Source organism: Peribacillus sp. CSMR9 (assembly GCF_033141925.1).
Taxonomy (GTDB): Bacteria; Bacillota; Bacilli; order Bacillales; family DSM-1321; genus Peribacillus; species Peribacillus simplex_A.
Genome location: NZ_JAOPHO010000017.1, coordinates 54120 through 73332, shown reverse-complemented (window position 1 = coordinate 73332; position 19213 = coordinate 54120). Strand labels below are relative to the sequence as shown.

At 36.5% G+C, this 19213-nt stretch carries 6 protein-coding genes and 1 pseudogene; 1 reads left to right on the top strand and 6 read right to left on the bottom strand.

Going from position 1 to position 19213, the window contains the following annotated elements; translation table 11 throughout:
* Positions 1–102 precede the first annotated feature (102 nt).
* Positions 103–1080 (top strand): annotated as a pseudogene (locus N9I19_RS10740) (hypothetical protein); the annotation flags it as partial.
* A 476-nt stretch (positions 1081–1556) separates the two neighbouring features.
* Here N9I19_RS10740 and N9I19_RS10735 read toward each other — a convergent pair.
* The 6 genes from N9I19_RS10735 to N9I19_RS10710 form a co-directional block, all read right to left on the bottom strand.
* Positions 1557–1910, bottom strand: a complete 354-nt coding sequence (locus N9I19_RS10735; RefSeq protein WP_317777780.1) for an alpha/beta hydrolase — start codon at positions 1908–1910, stop codon at positions 1557–1559.
* A gap of 104 nt (positions 1911–2014) precedes the next feature.
* Complete coding sequence (locus N9I19_RS10730) at positions 2015–2572, bottom strand: alpha/beta hydrolase (RefSeq protein ID WP_317777777.1); 558 nt, start codon at positions 2570–2572, stop codon at positions 2015–2017.
* A gap of 483 nt (positions 2573–3055) precedes the next feature.
* The gene (locus tag N9I19_RS10725) at positions 3056–3787 is read right to left on the bottom strand and encodes a thioesterase II family protein (protein ID WP_317777776.1); all 732 of its coding nucleotides are present in this window, start codon (positions 3785–3787) and stop codon (positions 3056–3058) included.
* Positions 3788–3811: 24 nt separating this feature from the next.
* A complete protein-coding gene (locus N9I19_RS10720; protein ID WP_317777775.1) occupies positions 3812–6718 on the bottom strand; it encodes a non-ribosomal peptide synthetase in 2907 nt (968 codons plus the stop codon).
* Entirely contained in the window at positions 6715–14397 is a 7683-nt protein-coding gene (locus N9I19_RS10715; RefSeq protein WP_317777774.1) for a non-ribosomal peptide synthetase, read from the bottom strand. The genes N9I19_RS10720 and N9I19_RS10715 overlap by 4 nt, the downstream gene beginning before the upstream one ends.
* Positions 14398–14476: 79 nt before the next feature.
* Positions 14477–19195 (bottom strand): non-ribosomal peptide synthetase, encoded by a 4719-nt coding sequence (locus N9I19_RS10710; protein ID WP_317777773.1) that lies wholly within the window; start codon positions 19193–19195, stop codon positions 14477–14479.
* Positions 19196–19213: the final 18 nt, after the last annotated feature.

The following is a 19213-nucleotide window of genomic DNA, read 5'->3' as shown; positions in this document are numbered from 1 at the left end:
AGCTATTTGAAAATATCGTAGTCGATGTTCCCTCCGATTATTACAGGGCCCCCGGTAAAACCCCCACTGTAATTATTAAAGAATTTACACTCTCATAATAAAATAAAGATTCCTTTGTTAGCGTTAGGCGTGGCGATGGCGATGAACCTTTTTGGTCATGGAATTGCATTATCAGGGGATTTCATCATTCAAGCTGCACCTAAACTAACGGCGGATGCCGCTTCCATCCCAGTCGGTGATGTCATCGCTGCGAGCATTCCCCTTGTCATTACAATGGGGGTCGTCACCACCCTCTCCGCCTTTATCCTTTTAAAGCGGGATATGAAACTTGGCAGAATCAAGGCGGCAGATAATGAAGGGATCGTCCAAGATCAAACATTCAGTGAAGATCTGCTCACACTGGCACAAAAGAAGTTTTTTGCCGTCTTCATTCCAATCGCATTTCTGTTAGATGTTGTGGCATTGTCGATTTTGAAGCTGCAAGGCGGGGATGCCACGGCGTTGGTTGGCGGTACAGCCGTTTTCATTTTGCTGATTTTATCCCTTGTCGCTCATAAACAACAAGGACTTGAAAAATCAACGGCCTATTTGATTCAGGGTTTTCAATTTGGCTTCAAAGTATTCGGACCCGTCATTCCAATCGCTGCATTCTTCTATTTAGGTGATTCTGGCTTCAATCAGATCATCGGTGCCTATTTACCAAAAACTTCTCTCGGCATCGTCAATGATCTCGGTGCCGCCTTAGCGGCTTCCGTTCCTTTAACGAAAGAAATAGCCGCCGTCACCTTAACGGGAATCGGTGCCATCACTGGCTTGGATGGATCGGGCTTCTCAGGCATTTCTTTAGCGGGTTCGGTTGCCAAACTATTTGGAACGGCAATCGGAAGCGGAACCGCCACATTGACCGCCCTTGGGCAAATAACCGCGATTTGGGTTGGCGGAGGCACCCTGATTCCATGGGCATTAATCCCAGCCGCTGCAATTTGTAACGTCAGTCCTTTTGAACTTGCACGCCGGAACCTGCTGCCGGTAACAATTGGTTTAGTAGTCACTACAATAGTCGCGATGATTATCATTTAGCTTAATGTACTCCTGTGTTCCTAAACAGGGTAGATTGATTTTAAATAATCCCAAATCGATCGACATAGCGGATGATTATCGATAAATTACGATATCTTACTTGAATCTCATCCCCCATGTTAAGCTTAAAATAGCTTGATAAGCGGGAGAGCTAATGCTCTAAATATGCAACTGCATCTATCGAAGACGTATCAACCTACTCTAACAGTTGTAAAGGAAACAAATATTTTCAGTTTATAAGCAATGTTCTCCCCCTCTTTCTATTGCTGGTTATTGCTTTCACAACCTCGCTTGTTTATAAAAAAAACGAAATCCCCTCCATTAATGAAACAGGGGATTTCGTTTTTTAGGTGGCAAGTCTAATATAAGGATTATCGGACAATACCCCCTAAATGTATAGGGTATAATCAGTTACACAAACATATTAGCCTGATAATGATGAAATACACCGAATTGAATATCATATTGCAAAAAAATCATTCACTATGTTCCTTTAAGAATTGAATGGTTTGCTCAAAAGTTTGTTCAGCATGCGGGATGGTAAAATCAAATTGGTATTCATGACCTAAGTCCGTATTTGTTCCATCAAATAGAACACTTTCTATTTCCACTCCTTGTTTTTCAAGAACATCTATAAGTTCTGCTGATTGTGGTGCTAGTGGATCCGCATCTCCAACTGTCAAAAAGGTAGGAGGGTAATATGGTGTTATATGTTTAACTGTAGACATCTCATTCAGTCTAGAGAAAGCTTTATAATCCTTTTTCCCTGTATATGCCCAAAACACCGAGTCGATCCCCTTCTTTATCACCGGCGAAGACTGAGTACCCATTTCGTCCATGTTATAAATCCCACAATATAAAAGTGCACCTTTTAACTGTTCTTTATCAATTGAAGGTTGAATATCCATTGACCTTGCGAGTGCTTCATTCGTTATTAACGCAACGGTTTGACTAGCGATTTGCGCACAGCTGAGTCCCCCCCGATAAATAGTGTATTCATATCACCACCGTATTTTGCGATATTCTCCTGTAAAAACTTGAGGGCTTGGTTGGCTTGCAGAATTGGACCGGGATATTTTTGTCCTGGTGCAATCGCATAGTTTATATTTGCCACGACATATCCCTCATTGGCTAATGCCATTCCATATTCTTTTGTTTGTTCCTTACTGCCTGATACAAAAGCACCTCCGTGTATCCACATGATAACGGGGAGTGGTTTATTCATATTTTTGGGATAATAAATATCTAAAATACTATTATCCATTCCATGCTTATCATAAGTTAAATCTTTTTCGACATGAACCTGTTCTTTAATGATCTCCATGTTTTTAGGAGATGCAAAAGAATCTGCTTCGAAAAGCTGCTTTATCATAAAGGTATTAAGTACCGGTGTGAATTTCCCTATTATTAATACAAGGATAATTGGAATGATCATGATAGAGATGGGAATCATCCATCGTTTTTTCTTATAAAATTTGGTCGTTGTTATCAATTGCGTCAACCCTTCTTTATCTTTCTAATTAAACATGAAAATCTGTATAGAGATCCATTCTTTCAAAAAAACTATTTGGAGCATTTTTTTTGCTTCATATTCTTTATATCAAAGGTAAATTTTTCGTACCGTTATGAGTCAATGTTTAATCATATCCCCCAACATACTGGCTGAAAATAATAATATCAACCAATGAAAATTGTTCCCCTTTAACTTTAGAGACTTTAGCTGCTCCAATTTGAGCCTTACATGATAATATACATAATTTCAATTAATAGTGTCTAGCCCATTAATAACCAGCTTAAAAACCAAAGTCACATTATAGCTTAGATAGAAAAAAAGGACCCAAAAGTGGCTGAAATCATTTCATCTTTAAAATCTGGATATAATCCATAATTCTAGAGTCATGATCCGAACACTTTTGGGTCCTATTCTTTTTACATTAATCATTCCTAATCCGAGTTCACAAATAATTGCATATACCTAAATCAGAATTTCACAACGACTTCTTAGTAAATACTCTTGAACGATTTTTAATACAATATCTTGGTTTTGCTTTAAATAGAAATGATCTCCCTTTAACATATGCAATCCTTCAATATGTTCAATGTATTCATTCCAGCTTTCCATACTTTCCTTCGTCACGGAATCCTCTGAGCCCAATAGCAAAACTGCTTTATTTCCCACCTTTTTTTTGCGTTTATTTTCATCGTGGTAGTTGGCTAAAACATTTAAATCCGATTGTATTATCGGCAGGAATAATGTCATGAAATCTTCCGTTTCTAAGAGCTCCTTGTTCGTTCCCCCGATTTTTTTCAGTGATTGTTTTAAATTATTTGAATTAGAACAATCGATTTGATCTACTTTATAATCTGGGGACGATTTACTTGAAATGAATAAATGCTCTACTTTATTACCATATCTCTCATCTAATTTTGCCGCAATTTCATAGGCTACTATCGCACCCATGCTATGTCCAAACAAAGAGATGTTTTCCAATGATTGAATTTGATATTTCGTTTCCATTTCTTCCATTAGGCTATCCGTCAGATCAGCCATATGATCACGCAATGGTTCACTATATTTACTGCCATGTCCAGGGTATTCCAGCGGGACTACCTCTATCACATCGTCATCAAATTTCCACTCTCTATAAAAAGATGCACTTCCCCCAGCATAAGGGAAACAAAAAAGTGTTTTCTTCAGTCCTTTCATCCCCCTTCTCCAGTTCAATAAAGATTATTTCAACATGAACTTCATAAAGCTTTCCACATACCTTGAATCAATTTCCGGCATTTTCATTGATAGCCATTCCATGTCCTTCTTGGTTTTGGATTGAAGGATTTCCGACTCTTTTAATTTTGTTGATTCATCAATTAACTGGGACAAAGCACTTAATGAATGAATCTCATTAGATTGTGTCTTTTCCTTTAAAGATTGTAACCATTCTTGCAAATCCATATTGGAGTAAGGTATATTATTTTTTTCGAAGAAGGAGGTCACGAATTCACTTGAAACCCTCTGATCATTGAACATGTGATAGATTCCGAGTTTCTGATTCTCATTCAATCTTGATATTTTATACATAAACTCACTTACAAAGTCGACTGGCATCAATTCAAAATGAATTTCCTCTTTAAATGGCAATATCCTTTGTTCAATAAATGATTCAAAAACCTTGTACAGCATATCCTTCTCGTTCCAAACTCCGTTTAGTGAATTAGATGAAATCCTGCCTAATCGGAAAATATCGATTGTCAATCCATATTCCCTTGCTTGAAGAAGCAGTTTCTCTGCTACCCATTTGGACTGGCTGTACCCGATCATTAAATCTGGGGAGTAAACCAATTCGTCTTCCTCATCCCATTTCCTTTCGCCGGTCAAGACAGAAAGCGTTGAGGCATAATAGATGTTTTTCCGAGTGTATGATGAAGCAAACTTAATGATCTCCACTACACCATCCACATTTGAAACTTTTGATTTACTATACGGCTCGAAGAAGTTCGTTTCGGCACCGACATGATATACATGGGAAACATCATTGCTTAATTTCTCATATGTCATATCATCCAAACCGAATTGATGTTTACTAAAATCGCCTTCAATTACAACGATTCGGCTTTCGAACTCATCCTGCCAAAGACCATATTTCATTAAAGTATCTTTCAATCTATTTCTTGAAGGAAATCTAACCAAACAATATATTTTGACATGTTCCAATTCCCGTAACAATTTGTTTAATAGATGGGCTCCTAAAAACCCTGTTCCACCAGTAATCATCATATTCTTTTCAAATTGAACTGGTTTAGTGCATATTTTCCTTATTTTCTCCATAAGCGATCGATCGAGTGTGGAGTCCTTCTCCATCAAAGCTTCCATACTGCCAGATGAATCAATTTCAAGTGCACCAACAAATTTATTCACTGTGTTATTTTCCAATAAAATCTGTAAAGTAGCTTCAGGAAGTACAGTTTCCTTCATTATATAGACCAGTTTGGTAGCTAAAATGGAATGACCTCCATTTTCAAAGAAATTGTCGTCTAATCCTAAACTTTGATTTCCTAATATATTTCTCCAAATCTCCAATACTTCTTTTTTCTTTCCATTTTCTTGATTGGCTAAAAAAATCTTATTTTGCATGATATTCATTTCCAATAATTTAACCTTATCCACTTTACCGTTGGCATTAAGCGGAAAATCATCCACTCTGACAAAAAAGTGTGGAATCATATAATTCGGCAATTCATTGCCAAGATAATCTTTAATATCCTTTTCAGCATTTTTCGCGTTTTCATCCTTCTGTTTGTAATACGCGATAACATAATTCTCATCATTGATGTTTTTAACTGCTACTACTGAACTTTCAACCTTCATGTACTTATCAAGCTTATCTTGAATTTCATTCAGTTCTATTCTAAAGCCGCGAATTTTCACTTGACTGTCTTTTCGTCCTTTGTAAAGGATCTCACCATTATTTAACCGGATGCCATGATCACCTGTTTTATACCACTTCGTTTGATTCAAATCATCCATGATCAAAGCTTGTTCTGTTAATTGTGGCTGATTTAAATAGCCTCTCATGACCCCTTGACCGCCAATGTGGATTTCACCTATTTCGCCATCTCCTACCTCAACTTGTTCTTCAGATAAAATCCTGATTTCGACATTGGTCAATGGCTTTCCAATAGGAATAACATCTACATCCTTATCTTCGACTTCATGACAAATGGCAAAGGTTGTGCATTCAGTTGGTCCATACCCATTAATTAAGGAAAAATGACCAATTGTCTGCTTCAATCTTTTGACATGGGAAATCGAGATTTTATCTCCTCCAACCACAATTTTCTTTAATCCTTCAAAAATTAATGGATCCTCATCAACCATTGCATTGAAAAGACCTGTCGTAAAAAAAGCTACATCCACCTTTCCAATCGATATCGCTTCTTTCCAATCATCAAAAGAAGTGAACTCATTCGTCATCAGAAATAATGTTGCTCCATTTAATAACGCTCCCCATATCTCAAAAGTTGCGGCGTCAAAGCAAGGGTTGGAAAATTGAGCCACTCTATTATTTTCGTTTATTTCAAGTATTTCAGAGTTCAATACTAAATTGACTACGCTTCTTTGTTCTATCATTACGCCTTTTGGTTTTCCAGTCGTTCCAGATGTATAAATAACATACGCTAGACCATTCTCTGAAGAACGGTTCACAGGAGTGTGCCCTTCCCTGCTCAGTTCTTTAATCTCAAATGGAATTGGTTCAATATCCAATTCACTGAGCTTCCCTTCATGATCATTAAATGATAAGAAGAACTCCATATCCGTATCCTCAAGCATATATTCCAATCTTTTTAATGGGTATTTTTCATCTATTGGAACATAGCAACAGCCAGACTTTATAATGGCAAGCATCCCTATGATCAGTTCAATGGACCTTTTGCTTGGAATCCCGATCATTGTTTCTTCTTGAATTCCCATGTCAATGATCCTTTTGGCAAGATTATCTGAGAGAATATCTAATTCTTTATAAGTTATTTGCCGTTCATTTTCATAAAGTGCCGCTTTTGATTGATTATCGCCCGCCATTTTTTTAAAAGCTTCAGTTATTGACATCAATTTATTCGTCGTCATCGATTTACTTATCATCGGGCCCCAACTTTCAAGTGATTTATTAATTTACCAATAGATAGTGTTTCATCTTTTGTTAGATTTAAGAATATTTCTTGCATGGAATCCATAAAACTTAAAATTTCATTTTCATCGAATTTATTGTTTTTATAAATGATTTTATAATGCAACTTTGATTGCACTACAGCTGCAGAGAACGTAAGATCGAAATTAGTTGATTCACTTCCAACTGAACTTTCGATCATGATTGGCGAATCATCTGCCAGTTCTGCGCTCGGATAATTTTCGAATACAAATATATGTTGAAATAAATCCCTATCCCATGGAATTTCAGCGTATCGCTTTATATCCGTAAGTGAACTGAACTCATACTCTCTCATTTGTAATTGCTTGTTTTGAATAGCGGTGAAATAGGATTGTAAATCATCCTCCCAATCGATTTTCAAAGAGAATGGAAGAGTATTGATCAATAAGCCTACAGCTGATTCGATATGCGGAATGCTGAGGTTCCTTCCTGAGCTTGTCACCCCATAACATACTGAGTTGCTTTCACTAAGGTAAGATAGAACGATTCCCCAAACTCCTTGAACAACGGTATTAATTGTTTTTCTATGCCGCTTGGATAACTCTATCAATTCTTCAGTAAGCTCTTCAGGTAAGCTATATTCAATAACTTTATCCGATGTAAAAGCTTCCTTATCCGTTTTCTTACTCACCAGTGCTTTTACTTGTTCGAAATCGCTCAACTCTTTGTTCCAGAAAGCTGCTTCTTCCTGTTTATTAATATTTCTTACATGGTTCATGACTTGTTTATAAGCATACTTATGTTCATCACTGTCTTTTAACGTACTGGATGGATTTCGATAATTATCCAAAAAATGATTAATGACGATTTGCAGGCTCCAGCCATCTATTAAAGCATGATGATGTGTCCAGATGAATTTAAAACGATGATCCGATAGCTGAATTAAGGTGATGTTCATGAGCGGCCCATTCTCTAAATCCGTTTGTCTGCTCCTGCTTTGTTCTAATAGATTTTCTATCTTGGATTCTGACTCGTCTACACTGAACATCGTTAGATTCACATGATTAAACACATAATAAATATCATTGAGTATGATTTGATAACGGTCCCCCAATTGATTGCGCCTGAAAACCGATCTTAGGACGTCGTATTTTCTGCAAGTATCATTCCAGGCTTCTTCTAATTTATCCAGATCAAGATCGCCTATTAAGTCGATGGATAGCTGCGAGATATATTCAGGACTTTGAGTTACTTCGCTATGGAATAACATCCCTTCTTGAAGTGATGTCACTGGGTAAATTTCTTCAATGTTATTAAACTTATTAATGAAATGCTTAATTGTACTTCCATCAACTATTTCCTCTGATTCAAAATCCGTTTCGATAATAGAGTCATTCAAATCTGCACTTCCGCTTAAAACTTTGTTTAATTGTGCTTCAACTTCTTTACATATCATTTGGAAGTTTTCATTGTTGCTATCCCCGATAATATTCAGCAAGAGTCTATTGTTTACGATGCTAGCGACAAAATTGAGTTTATATGGAAATTTGTATTTTAAATCGATATTGCTGCTATTGGTTTGTTCCATATCACCTGTATTATTAAACTGACCTAGATAGTTGTAACTCACAAGGCTTTCTGGATAACGATAATCCCGAGTGGAAATATACTTTAGGATTCCAAAGTCAAACCCTTTGTTCGGCACACTTCTTATTATGTTCTTCGTATTTCTCAGTGTAGATCCCAAAGACGCCTTTCCTTCAATCCTTACTGGATAGATGGAGGTGAACCACCCTACCGTCCTTGAAAGATCAACGCCTTCCTCAATATCCTCTCGACCATGTCCTTCTAAATCGAGCCAAAATTCATTGATTCCCATACGATTGGAAAACACCTGGGCGATAACTGATAATAACACTTCATCAATCGTCGTTTTATGTTTTCTTAATGTATTTTTAATGAGGTTTTGTGTTTGATCCTCATCCACTTCTATTTTGTACATGTTTTCAAAATCACACGTTTCTCCTAAGCTTTTCGTCAGCGGAGAAACGGGAGTATTCATTTCCTTTTCCCAATATTGAACGGCTTCTTCCGATAGGTCAGTGTTCTGATATTCGTTTAGTTTCTCGGACCATTGTTTATAAGAAGTCGTTTTTAAAGGAAGTGATAGTTCTTGTTCATTCTTCATCTGCTGATAACATCTTTCGAAATGTTCAAGAAGTATCCTCCATGAAACACCATCAACTATGAGGTGATGAATCACCCAAAAGATCCTTACCTCCCTTTGATCCCTGAATAGAAGAAACTTCATCATGGGGCCATTGTGTATGTTTAAACTTTGTTGGGCGTTTTCTTCTAGCTCCTTAATTTCCTTCAAACTATTTTCATCTTTAAAACTTGAAACATTATACTCATAAAAACCGCATGCTGTATCAGCATTCCCAATATTCCCTATATATGAATCATCATGTTTTTCAAATAATGTCCTTAATACGTCGTGCTGATCAATTAATTTCATGATGATTTTTTTAAATTGTTCAGTTGATAATGTATTATCCTTCATTAATACTACGGACTGATTCCAATGATGGATATTCTTATGATTTTCATTAAAAAACCATGATTGAATAGGCGTTAACGGGACATAACCTGATATTGTTTCTTGAACCACTTGGTTTTGCTCCAATTCATTCACAATATTCCCCAACTCGCGGACCGTTTGGTATTCAAATAAATCTTTAGGAGTTATAAATAAATCTTTTTCTTTTGCAGCAGAGCATATTTGAATACTGATGATTGAATCACCGCCACATTCAAAGAAGTTATCATCCGGGCCTATAGTGGGATCATTTAAAACGTTTCTCCATATTGTCAGAAGCGCTGTTTCAGTTTTGGACAATTCTTGCACATCCAGCACTTTTCCCTTCCGCTCGTCCATCTGTTCCGTCCATTTCGGCAGGGATTTCCGATCAACTTTCCCATTCGGCGTCAAAGGAAATTTATCCAGTTGCATAAAATGAGCAGGAATCATGAATGCAGGCAGTGTTTCTTTCAATCGTCTTCTGATTGATTCTATCGAAACCACATCACTCACCGTATAATAAGCAATTAGCCTTTTATTCTCAAATTCATCTTCCAATACCGTTACATAACTATCCTTAATTTCTTCCATCTTTCGTAAGGAAACATTAACCTCCGATAGTTCAACCCGGTATCCTCTTATTTTCACTTGATCGTCCGCTCTGCCTATATAGACTAATTCCCCAGCTTTGTTATGCTTAACTAAATCCCCGGTTCTATATACTTTTTCTGCAGGGTTGAATGGATTGGCTATGAACTTTTCATTTGTCAGGCTCTCATTATTCAAATATCCCCTTGCTAACCCAATTCCTCCAACGTATAGTTCACCAACCGATCCTGCCGGAACTAGTTTCCGGTTTTCATCCAAAACAAGTACAACTGTGTTAGTCAGAGGCTTCCCAATTGAAACAACGAATTCATTCGCTACCTCTTCATTCGGAGGAAATAGTTTAAAACTTGTACACACCGAATATTCTGTAGGCCCATAGGCATTAAAAAACGATATATGTTTAAACTTTGGAACGAGCTCAAATGGACATTCAGAACCTGCAGATCCCAGTACTTTAATACTGTTCAATTCCGTGATTGGCAGTTCCTTCAACACGGCAGGCGGTAAAATGATATGGGAAATTCCTTCTCCCTTAATTTGTTCAACAAGTTTACTCATGTCAAATTGATTTTCTTTATCCACACTTATATGCAGTTCGGCACCAAATAAAAGTGAGCTGAAAACCTCAATGACGGATGAATCAAAATTAAATGTAGCGAATTGCAATACTTTAGCTGATGTGTCTAAACACATCATTTTATTTTGGTTATAAACTAAGTTAATGATTCCTCTATGTTCTAACATGACTCCTTTTGGTCTGCCTGTCGTTCCCGAAGTATAAATGACATACGCTAGATTTCTCTGATCCGGAATGTGAAGATTGGCGTCCATTAACAGATCCGATTCTTTTTCAATATCTTCAAAATATATTATTTTAGCTGAATCGATCAATTCATTCACACCGAGTTCTTTGTGACTCAAACAATAGGAAATGGACGAATCTTGGACCATATAGCTTAATCGCTCATTAGGATAATAAGGATCCAATGGAACATACGCAGCTCCAGCTTTAATTACTGCCAACATCCCGGTAACCATATCAATTGATCGATTCACATAAATTCCGATTCTTTCTTCTGTAGAAATTCCCCTGCTTATTAAATGGTGTGAAAGACGATTGCTCTTATGATTCAATTCGCGATATGTAATGGTTCTGGGACCATCAACAATGGCTATCTTATCAGGAAATCTCTCAACAATTTTATAGAATGCTTCTGGGATTGTATCATCGATCCCCTCAAACTGAACGGTTTCTCCCTGCCATTCTTCCAATAATACTTTCTCCTGCTTCTTACTCACTACAGATACTTGGTCAATGTATCGTTCAGGCTCGTATGTAATTGTCCGAATCCACTCCAAGAAATTTTCACCTAATAATCGAATGGTTTGTTCATTGAAAATACCTGAATTATACTCAAAAGCGAATAAAAGTTTATCTTCATATTCTTCCACAGCTAAACTCAAATCGAATTTTGCTACCTTTGATTTTATTACTTCAGGCGTTATCTTTATGTATTCACTTTCAAATGCAGCTTTAGCATTATTTTGTAAAATGAAGACGGTTTGAAATAAAGAAGTGGTTACTAAATTTCTTTCAGGGTTGATGACTTCAACAATTTTCTCCAATGTCATTTGCTGATGATCATAGATGTCAATGATATGATTTGTATTTCTTTGAAGAATCTCTTCAAATGTTTCCTCGAGTCCCAGCTTTAATCTAAAGGGCAGTGTATTGACAAAATAACCTATCGATTTCCCTGTTCCTTCAATCATTCGATTCGCCAAAGGACTTCCGACAATGATATCGTTTTGACCTGTATATTTTGCTAGAAAAGACTGGTACATCGTTAGAAGTGTCATGAATAATGTCGAGTTTTTTTCAAGGGACATCCGCTTTAAACCTTGGAGCTCTTCCCTTGTTAGTTCCACTATAAAACTACTGCCATCGTTGCGATTTTCTTTTGTACGCATAGTATCTAAAGGAAGTTCCAATTTAGGTAATTCCCCAGATAAGTTTGTTTCCCAAAATAGCGTTTCTTCTTTAATGTTACTTTCCAACCAGCTTTTTTGCTCAATGGCAAAATCCTTATATTGTGTAAAGTCATTTTCAAGGTTAAGTTCCTTTTCATTCACTTCACTGTCATAAAATGATAACCATTCATCTAAAAATATACTCACTGACCATCCGTCAAAAACAAAATGGTGGAGATTTACAAATAAAACAGACTCATTTTCACTCAATTTAACAAGTTTCAATGTCAAGAGAGGACCTTTTTCAATTTCAAAGATTTCCGATTGGACGTCGTCTTCAATTTGCAGCAAACGGGTCGTTTGCTGTTCTGCCTTTAATTCAGAGAGGTCCATTTCATTTATTTTAATGTACAAATCTTCCTTAATTTCTTGATAGCCTTTACCGTCCTTTTCATGCACGATGGTCCTTAAGATTTCATGTCTATCAATGACATGGTTGACGGCTTTTTCCAGGAGTGAAGTATCCACTTTGCCAGTAATTTTATATTTCTGAGGAATGTTATAATTGGTTGTTTTACCATTGAGTTTTTCGTTGAACCACAAAGCCTCTTGGTTACTGGATAAAACATGATTTTCTGTTTGGATTTCTTTGTGCTCACTGTCAGTATCTGAAATTCGAGTCATGATGAAGGCCGTCAACGAATCGATCGTTGAATTTTGAAAAATATTTTTCAAAGTTAGAATTTGGTTGTATTCTTTATTTAACTTTGTCAATAACTTCATGGCTAATATCGAGTGTCCGCCCATTTCAAAAAAATCGGCATCTTTTTCGATTTGACTTGTTGATAAGACTTCCAAAAATGTCTTTTCTACAAATGATGAAACTAATTGCGTTTCATCTTTAGGAGATGTAATCACTTCTGGAAAGATCTTATGACTTAGCAATTTTAATGTGGGATTTTCAAACAAATCAGTCAATTTCATATTCGCATCAAGTCTTTTATTCACCTTAGATACCAATTTCATTGCTGTTATCGAATGCCCGCCCAATTGAAAGAAATCAGAATCCTCATTAATCTCAGTATTCAAGAAAAACTCTTGCCATATTTCTTTAAGTTCTTGATTAACCGATGTGGATGTGATCGTATTATCACTTGTTGCATGAAAGTCATTACCTACATTATTCTTTAGTTTTGAAAAATCAACATCGATATATATTTCGTCAATTTGCTGTGCTTTTGTAATTTGATGGGCAATCTGCATGAAGGCTTTTTGGATATCATTAATTAGTGAATGCTCTAAGAAGCAGCGATTAAAATACAATTTGCATTTAATAGTTTCTTTATTATCCTGGGCTTGTAATGATAACGGAAAGCTATGTGATTCTTTTCCGCCTTCAACTTCCCAGTTAATACTATTGCCTTCATTTTTAGCTTCCGGATAATTCTCATAAACAAATAACGTTTCGAAAATGGGATCTTCCTTCTTTAATTTTGTATGATTTTTGATATCCACTAAAGAAATTTGAGAGTGTTCCAGCATATTGTTTAATGTTTCCTGGAACCGTTTCAGTAAATCAGTAACGCTGTCAGTATCGTTTATTTCAGCTATCATCGGAATCGTATTAATGAGCAGCCCGACAATTTCTTCTGATTTGAATAAGTTATTCGATCTGCCAGAGCTCACAATTCCAAAGACTATTCGGTTTTGGTTGGACATTTCCTTTAGCACGATCGACCATATTAACTGCAATAATACATTAACCGTTACATGGTTTTTAGCGGCAAATTCTCTTAAAAGCTCACTCTGTTTTTTATCCAGCTCCCAAAATAGATCATTTTCCTGCCGGTCTTCCTTCACAGATTTCAGAACGGGAAATGTAATTGTCGGCTGCTCAATATCCTTTGCTAGCTCTTTCCAAAAACGATTTAGATCTTCCGCATCGATTTTATTCATATACCGGATAAAATCTCCATATTGCTTTGGCTTTTCAATAAGCCGTTTGGAGTCTTTTCCTACAATTCGGCTGTAAATAACAAAGAGTTCATCGATGACTATGCTGGTACTCCAGCCATCCAAAATTATATGGTGATGAGTCCAAATCAAGATATACTGATTTTCTTCAATTCTCACTAACTGGAGTTTCATCAAATTGGAGTTATTCACATCCATCTGCTGGGATTTTGATGTCACTCTCTGAATTTCATTTAATTGATCATGTTTACTCAACTCCGTCATATCTATTATTTCTGGTTGATAGTCCATTGCATTGAATACAACCTGAACATTATTTTCAATATTTTTAGAGATGACCTTCATTCTTAATGCTTCATGACGTTCTACAACCTGACTCCATGCCTGGAATAATGCATTTACTTCAAGAGCGCCCGTTATCCTGATTCGCATTTGAGAAATGTAAAGGTTCTCAGCTGTATTGTTCATCTCCAGTTCGTAGAGGATTCCTTCTTGAAGCGGAGTTAATGAGTAGATATTCTGAATAGATTTCTCCAATTTAGCGCCTCCCGATTCCATTATCGTTGTGTTCCATCCTATCTACTGACTTCTTCTTTCTATTAAATGAGTATTCACATTATTTATTAGAATTCAATATATGAAACAGATCTTCCTCAGTAAGCATTGCATCTGGAAAATCACTTTCTATTAAAGAACCTTGATCAAATTCAGATCCCTTGATTTCCATCACGACTTTGCCTATGGCTTCTATTAAAAAGTTCATTTTTTCTTCAGCTAATTTTGAAATTATTTTTATGCTTAGTCTTCCGTCCTGGATCAATGCCAGAAAATGGAGTTTTGGTTTTTGTTCAAATTCACCAAAGTCCTTGCTATTGGATGATTCGAATTGAGAGTCCAACCTACCTAAATAGTTAAAAGTAACGTGGATATCCGGCTCCTGAATGACCCCAGGACTTAAATACTTGATTACACCATAATCAAAACCTTTATTCGGAATTTCCCTTATAGCATTCTTCGTGTTTTTTAAAGTATCATCAAACGTCTTATCTGAATACAGCAATATTGGATACATCGCAGTAAACCAGCCAACGGTCCGAGTAACATCCATTGTTTCGTCCACCATTTCCCTGCCATGCCCTTCTACTTCTATCCAGAATTTCTTCACTTCAAAAGATTGGTTCAAACTCTTCGCAATTAATGACAACAATACTTCTTCTACAGTCGCTTTAGATTGCCCTGTTAATTCCTGGATCAAAAACTCAGTTTCTTCTTCACCGAATGATTTCTCCACCGTTCTTTCTTGCGTAGCTATAAAGTCTTCCCCTATCATGAAATCCGTTATTTCACTTTTTGTTTTGTGTTCCCAATAACGGAGTGTTTCAGGGTCCATCAACGTTTCATTGTATTTCTTTAAGAAATTTGACCAGTCTTTAAATGATGAAGTTTTATAGGCGAGTTTCCCTTTTTGATTGTTTAATGCTTGATCATGGAGATGATTGAAATCTTCAAGTAAAATCCTCCAGGAAACTGCATCGATTAATAAATGATGGATTACCCAAAAGAAGCGATACTTGTTCTTTTGTTCTTTTAAAACAAGCATTTTCATGATCGGTCCATTACTTATGTCCAATGAACCTTGAACCGTACTTTCCCATTCATCTCTCATTCTTATTCGCGTTTCCTCATCTAAATGATGAATATCCTTATAGACTAACTCCCATGTTTTGTGTTCAGAGTCTATATTCCCGATATATTTTTCGTCATGCTTTTCAAATAAGGTCAACAATCCATCATGATGTTCCACGATTTGAGATAGAATACTTTCAATATCCTCCATTAGGGCACAGGAATTTTTACTAAAAACAATAGACTGGTTCCAATGATTGATGGAAGTCGTGTGTTCAGCAAAGAACCATTCTTGAATGGGGGTCAATTCCACATTTCCTCTAGTGGCTATTGGTTGAATCATGACTTTATTTTCAGTTTTTGCAACCGCTGCAAGCTCAGCTACCGTTTGATTTTCAAAAATTGATTTTGGACTGATGATTATACTTTCCTGCCTTGCTAGGGAACATATTTGGATGCTCTGAATGGAATCGCCGCCAAGTTCGAAAAAGTTATCTCGGATACTTATGTCATCTAACCCTAAGACATTCTTAAAAATCTGAAGAAGCACTTTCTCATTAAACGTCTTAGGTTCTTCTGATGTATTGTTTCTAGTGACTGGTACCGGAAGAATTGCTGAATCAATTTTCCCATTTGCATTTAACGGAAAATTGTCCACTTGCATAAAGAATGAAGGAATCATGTAACTTGGTAATCTCTCTTTTAAAAATGCTTTTAAGTGATCGTTATCAACCTGTTGTTTTGATGTGAAATAAGCGATTATTTGTTTATTTAAGTTTGGCTGATCCTGAACCATAATGAATGAGTCACTTACTTGCGGATACGCATTGAGATTGAACGAAATCTCATCAACTTCCACCCGGAATCCTCTTATTTTCACTTGATTATCCTTACGCCCCAGAAAAATCAACTCACCATCGTTCGTGAATTTTGCAAGGTCACCGCTGCGATACAAACGCTTTCCAGCTTTAAAAGGATGTTCAATGAACTTTTCTTTTGTTAAATCATCATTATTCACATATCCAACAGCTAATCCTTCACCACCAATATATATTTCCCCTGCAGCACCTATTGGTACGAGTCTTTGCTCAGGACTTAATAAATAGACGTCAGTATTCAGGATTGGTTTGCCTATCGATACTTTATTATTAGTAGTTTCATTTTTTTCAAACGCTTTAAACATTTCAATCGTGGTCCATACTGAATATTCCGTTGGACCATAGGCATTATAAAAATTTATATTTTGATAGCGCTCCAGCAAAGCTATTGGACATTCAGATCCGGCTGAACCAACGAATTTCACATCAGAATCCTCTATATTCAGCTCTAGTAATACCGCTGGCGGCAATACTAGGTGCGTTAACTTTTCACTTTTGATTTGATTTTCCAATGCGAATAAATCAAACATTTCCTCCTTATTATTCCCGATATGCAGCTCTGCACCATTTAATAGGCTTCCAAAAATCTCATATATAGAAGCGTCAAAATTAAAGGTGGCAAATTGTAATACCTTTGAGGTCACATCAAGCTGTAAGTACTTGTTTTGACTTATTACTAAATTCACTACTCCTCTATGGGATAACATGACGCCTTTAGGTTTTCCTGTCGTGCCGGAAGTATAAATTATGTAAGCTAGATCTGATGGTGTAATCATTTCGGTACAGCATTCGGAATCCAAGTAATGTACAGATTCAAGATCTATCACTTTAGCTATCTTTTTAATCGCAGGTACCACAACTTGATTCGTAATGCATATGTCCATTTTTGAATCATTGATGATATATTCCAACCGTTCAGCTGGTAGCATGGGATCAAGCGGAACGTATGCACATCCAGCTTTAATGATTCCCAACATGCCGATTACCATCTCAATAGATCTGCTAACATGCAGGCCCACTTTATTAGAGCCATTTTCCATATAGTTTCTAAGCAATTTCGCAATCACATTTGACTTTTGATCTAATTCTGAATAGGTAATGGTCTTACCATTATCAGCAACGGCTAATTTGTTTGGATGCTTCTTAACGATTCTTTCCAAAATGGAGGTGATCGTCTCATTTTGATGTACATCCGAAACCTCACCTTGCCACTCAAATAACAATTTATTCATTTGATTTTCGTCTAAATAATCCAAATGACAAATGGGCATATTTGTATTGTTACAAATTTGGAATAACCATTTTTCGAAACTCATCATGAGTCTTTCGATTGTTTCCCTTTTGAAAAGCTCATCGGAATACTCGAATTCAAGTATTAGGTCATGAGAACCCTTTACTTTTATAGTTAGATCATAGTTTGAAAAAGGAATTTCGAATTGGTCTTGTTCAAGCGTGAAGAATGAATTGCTAAAATTCCCTTCAAATCTTTCTTCCATAGCCAAAGCTGTTTGGAACAATGGGGATTGGCTTAGATCCCTGTCTGGATTAATGATTTCAACAATTTTTTCAAATGGAAAAGCCTGATGTTCCAATACATCCAAAATCACTTTGCGATTTCGGGTCAAGATTTCATGAAATGATTCCGTAACATCCACTGTTAACTTCAGTGGCAGCGTATTGACAAAGCACCCAACTGTCCGGGAAAATTCTTCTTGGCCGCGGTTTGCGACGGTACTCCCAACGATGATTCGATTCTTCCCGGTATACTGACTTAAAAACACTTGATAGGCGGTCATCATAAAAGTATATAAAGTTGTGCCATTCTCCTTTAAAATCTTGTCTATCAATAAACAAAGTTCATCCGTTATAGGCATTTCCAGTCTGTCACCAGAATAAGAAGGTGATTTTGGACGCTGAAAGTCAAATGGAAGTTCTAATGCTTCTTCCTCCCGATCTAAATAACTTTCCCAAAACCTCCTTTGGCTTGGCGTACTTTCCCTGACCCACTCCTTATGCCAGACAGCATAATCTAAATATTGCATGTCCACAGGAGGAATATCACCAACCTTACCCGTTTGAACCCTTTCATAAATCTCCATTAACTCCTCGAAAAAGGTTACAAACGATACTCCATCAAAAATGATATGGTGAAAATTGCATACTAAATAATACGTTTCTTCCTCAATTCGAAATAGCTTCATATTAAATAACCGATCATTTTCCAGATCAAAACATCTTTCTATTTCTTCAGTAAGATGGGAGGTGACCATTATATTACTGACTTCGGGGCCTACTTCCCGACAGTCTTCATAGGCTATTAAGTTACTGCTGTTTTTTGACAAGAATTGAAGTACTTGATGTTCTTCACCCTTAAAATTGGTTCGTAAAGTTTCATGGCGTTCAATCATGATATCTAATGCCTGTTGTAAGTCACCAATGTCCACTACGCCATTTAAAATGAATTTAAATGGCATATTATAGAGCATTTTCCTTTCATCGAGACTGTCAAACAGATACATTCGATCTTGATTATGAGAAAGCATCCCTTCCCTTTTTCCACGTTTATAAGGCTTATTGACCTCGTCTTCTCTCATGCTGAGAAGCATGTCCAGGAAACTTGCCAACCTTTCTATGTTCCATTGACTTGTAATGATTTCAGATGTTAATTGAATACCGAACTCCCGTTTTATCGAAGACAAAAACTCATCCTTTTTTTCATTTGTACTTAGTGATGCATTCATGTCCTCTAATAGTGATATTTTAAGAGGTTCGATGATAATTGAAATCATGTTTAATAGCCTATCTTCCGTTTCACTTATGATCCTGTTCATAGAACATCACCTCAATTC

Bases quoted from the DNA above. Each gene is read 5' to 3' on its own strand.
- N9I19_RS10735 (WP_317777780.1), bottom strand. From the start codon at position 1,910: ATGGGTACTCAGTCTTCGCCGGTGATAAAGAAGGGGATCGACTCGGTG.
- N9I19_RS10725 (WP_317777776.1), bottom strand. From the start codon at position 3,787: ATGAAAGGACTGAAGAAAACACTTTTTTGTTTCCCTTATGCTGGGGGA.
- N9I19_RS10720 (WP_317777775.1), bottom strand. From the start codon at position 6,718: ATGATAAGTAAATCGATGACGACGAATAAATTGATGTCAATAACTGAA.
- N9I19_RS10710 (WP_317777773.1), bottom strand. From the start codon at position 19,195: ATGAACAGGATCATAAGTGAAACGGAAGATAGGCTATTAAACATGATT.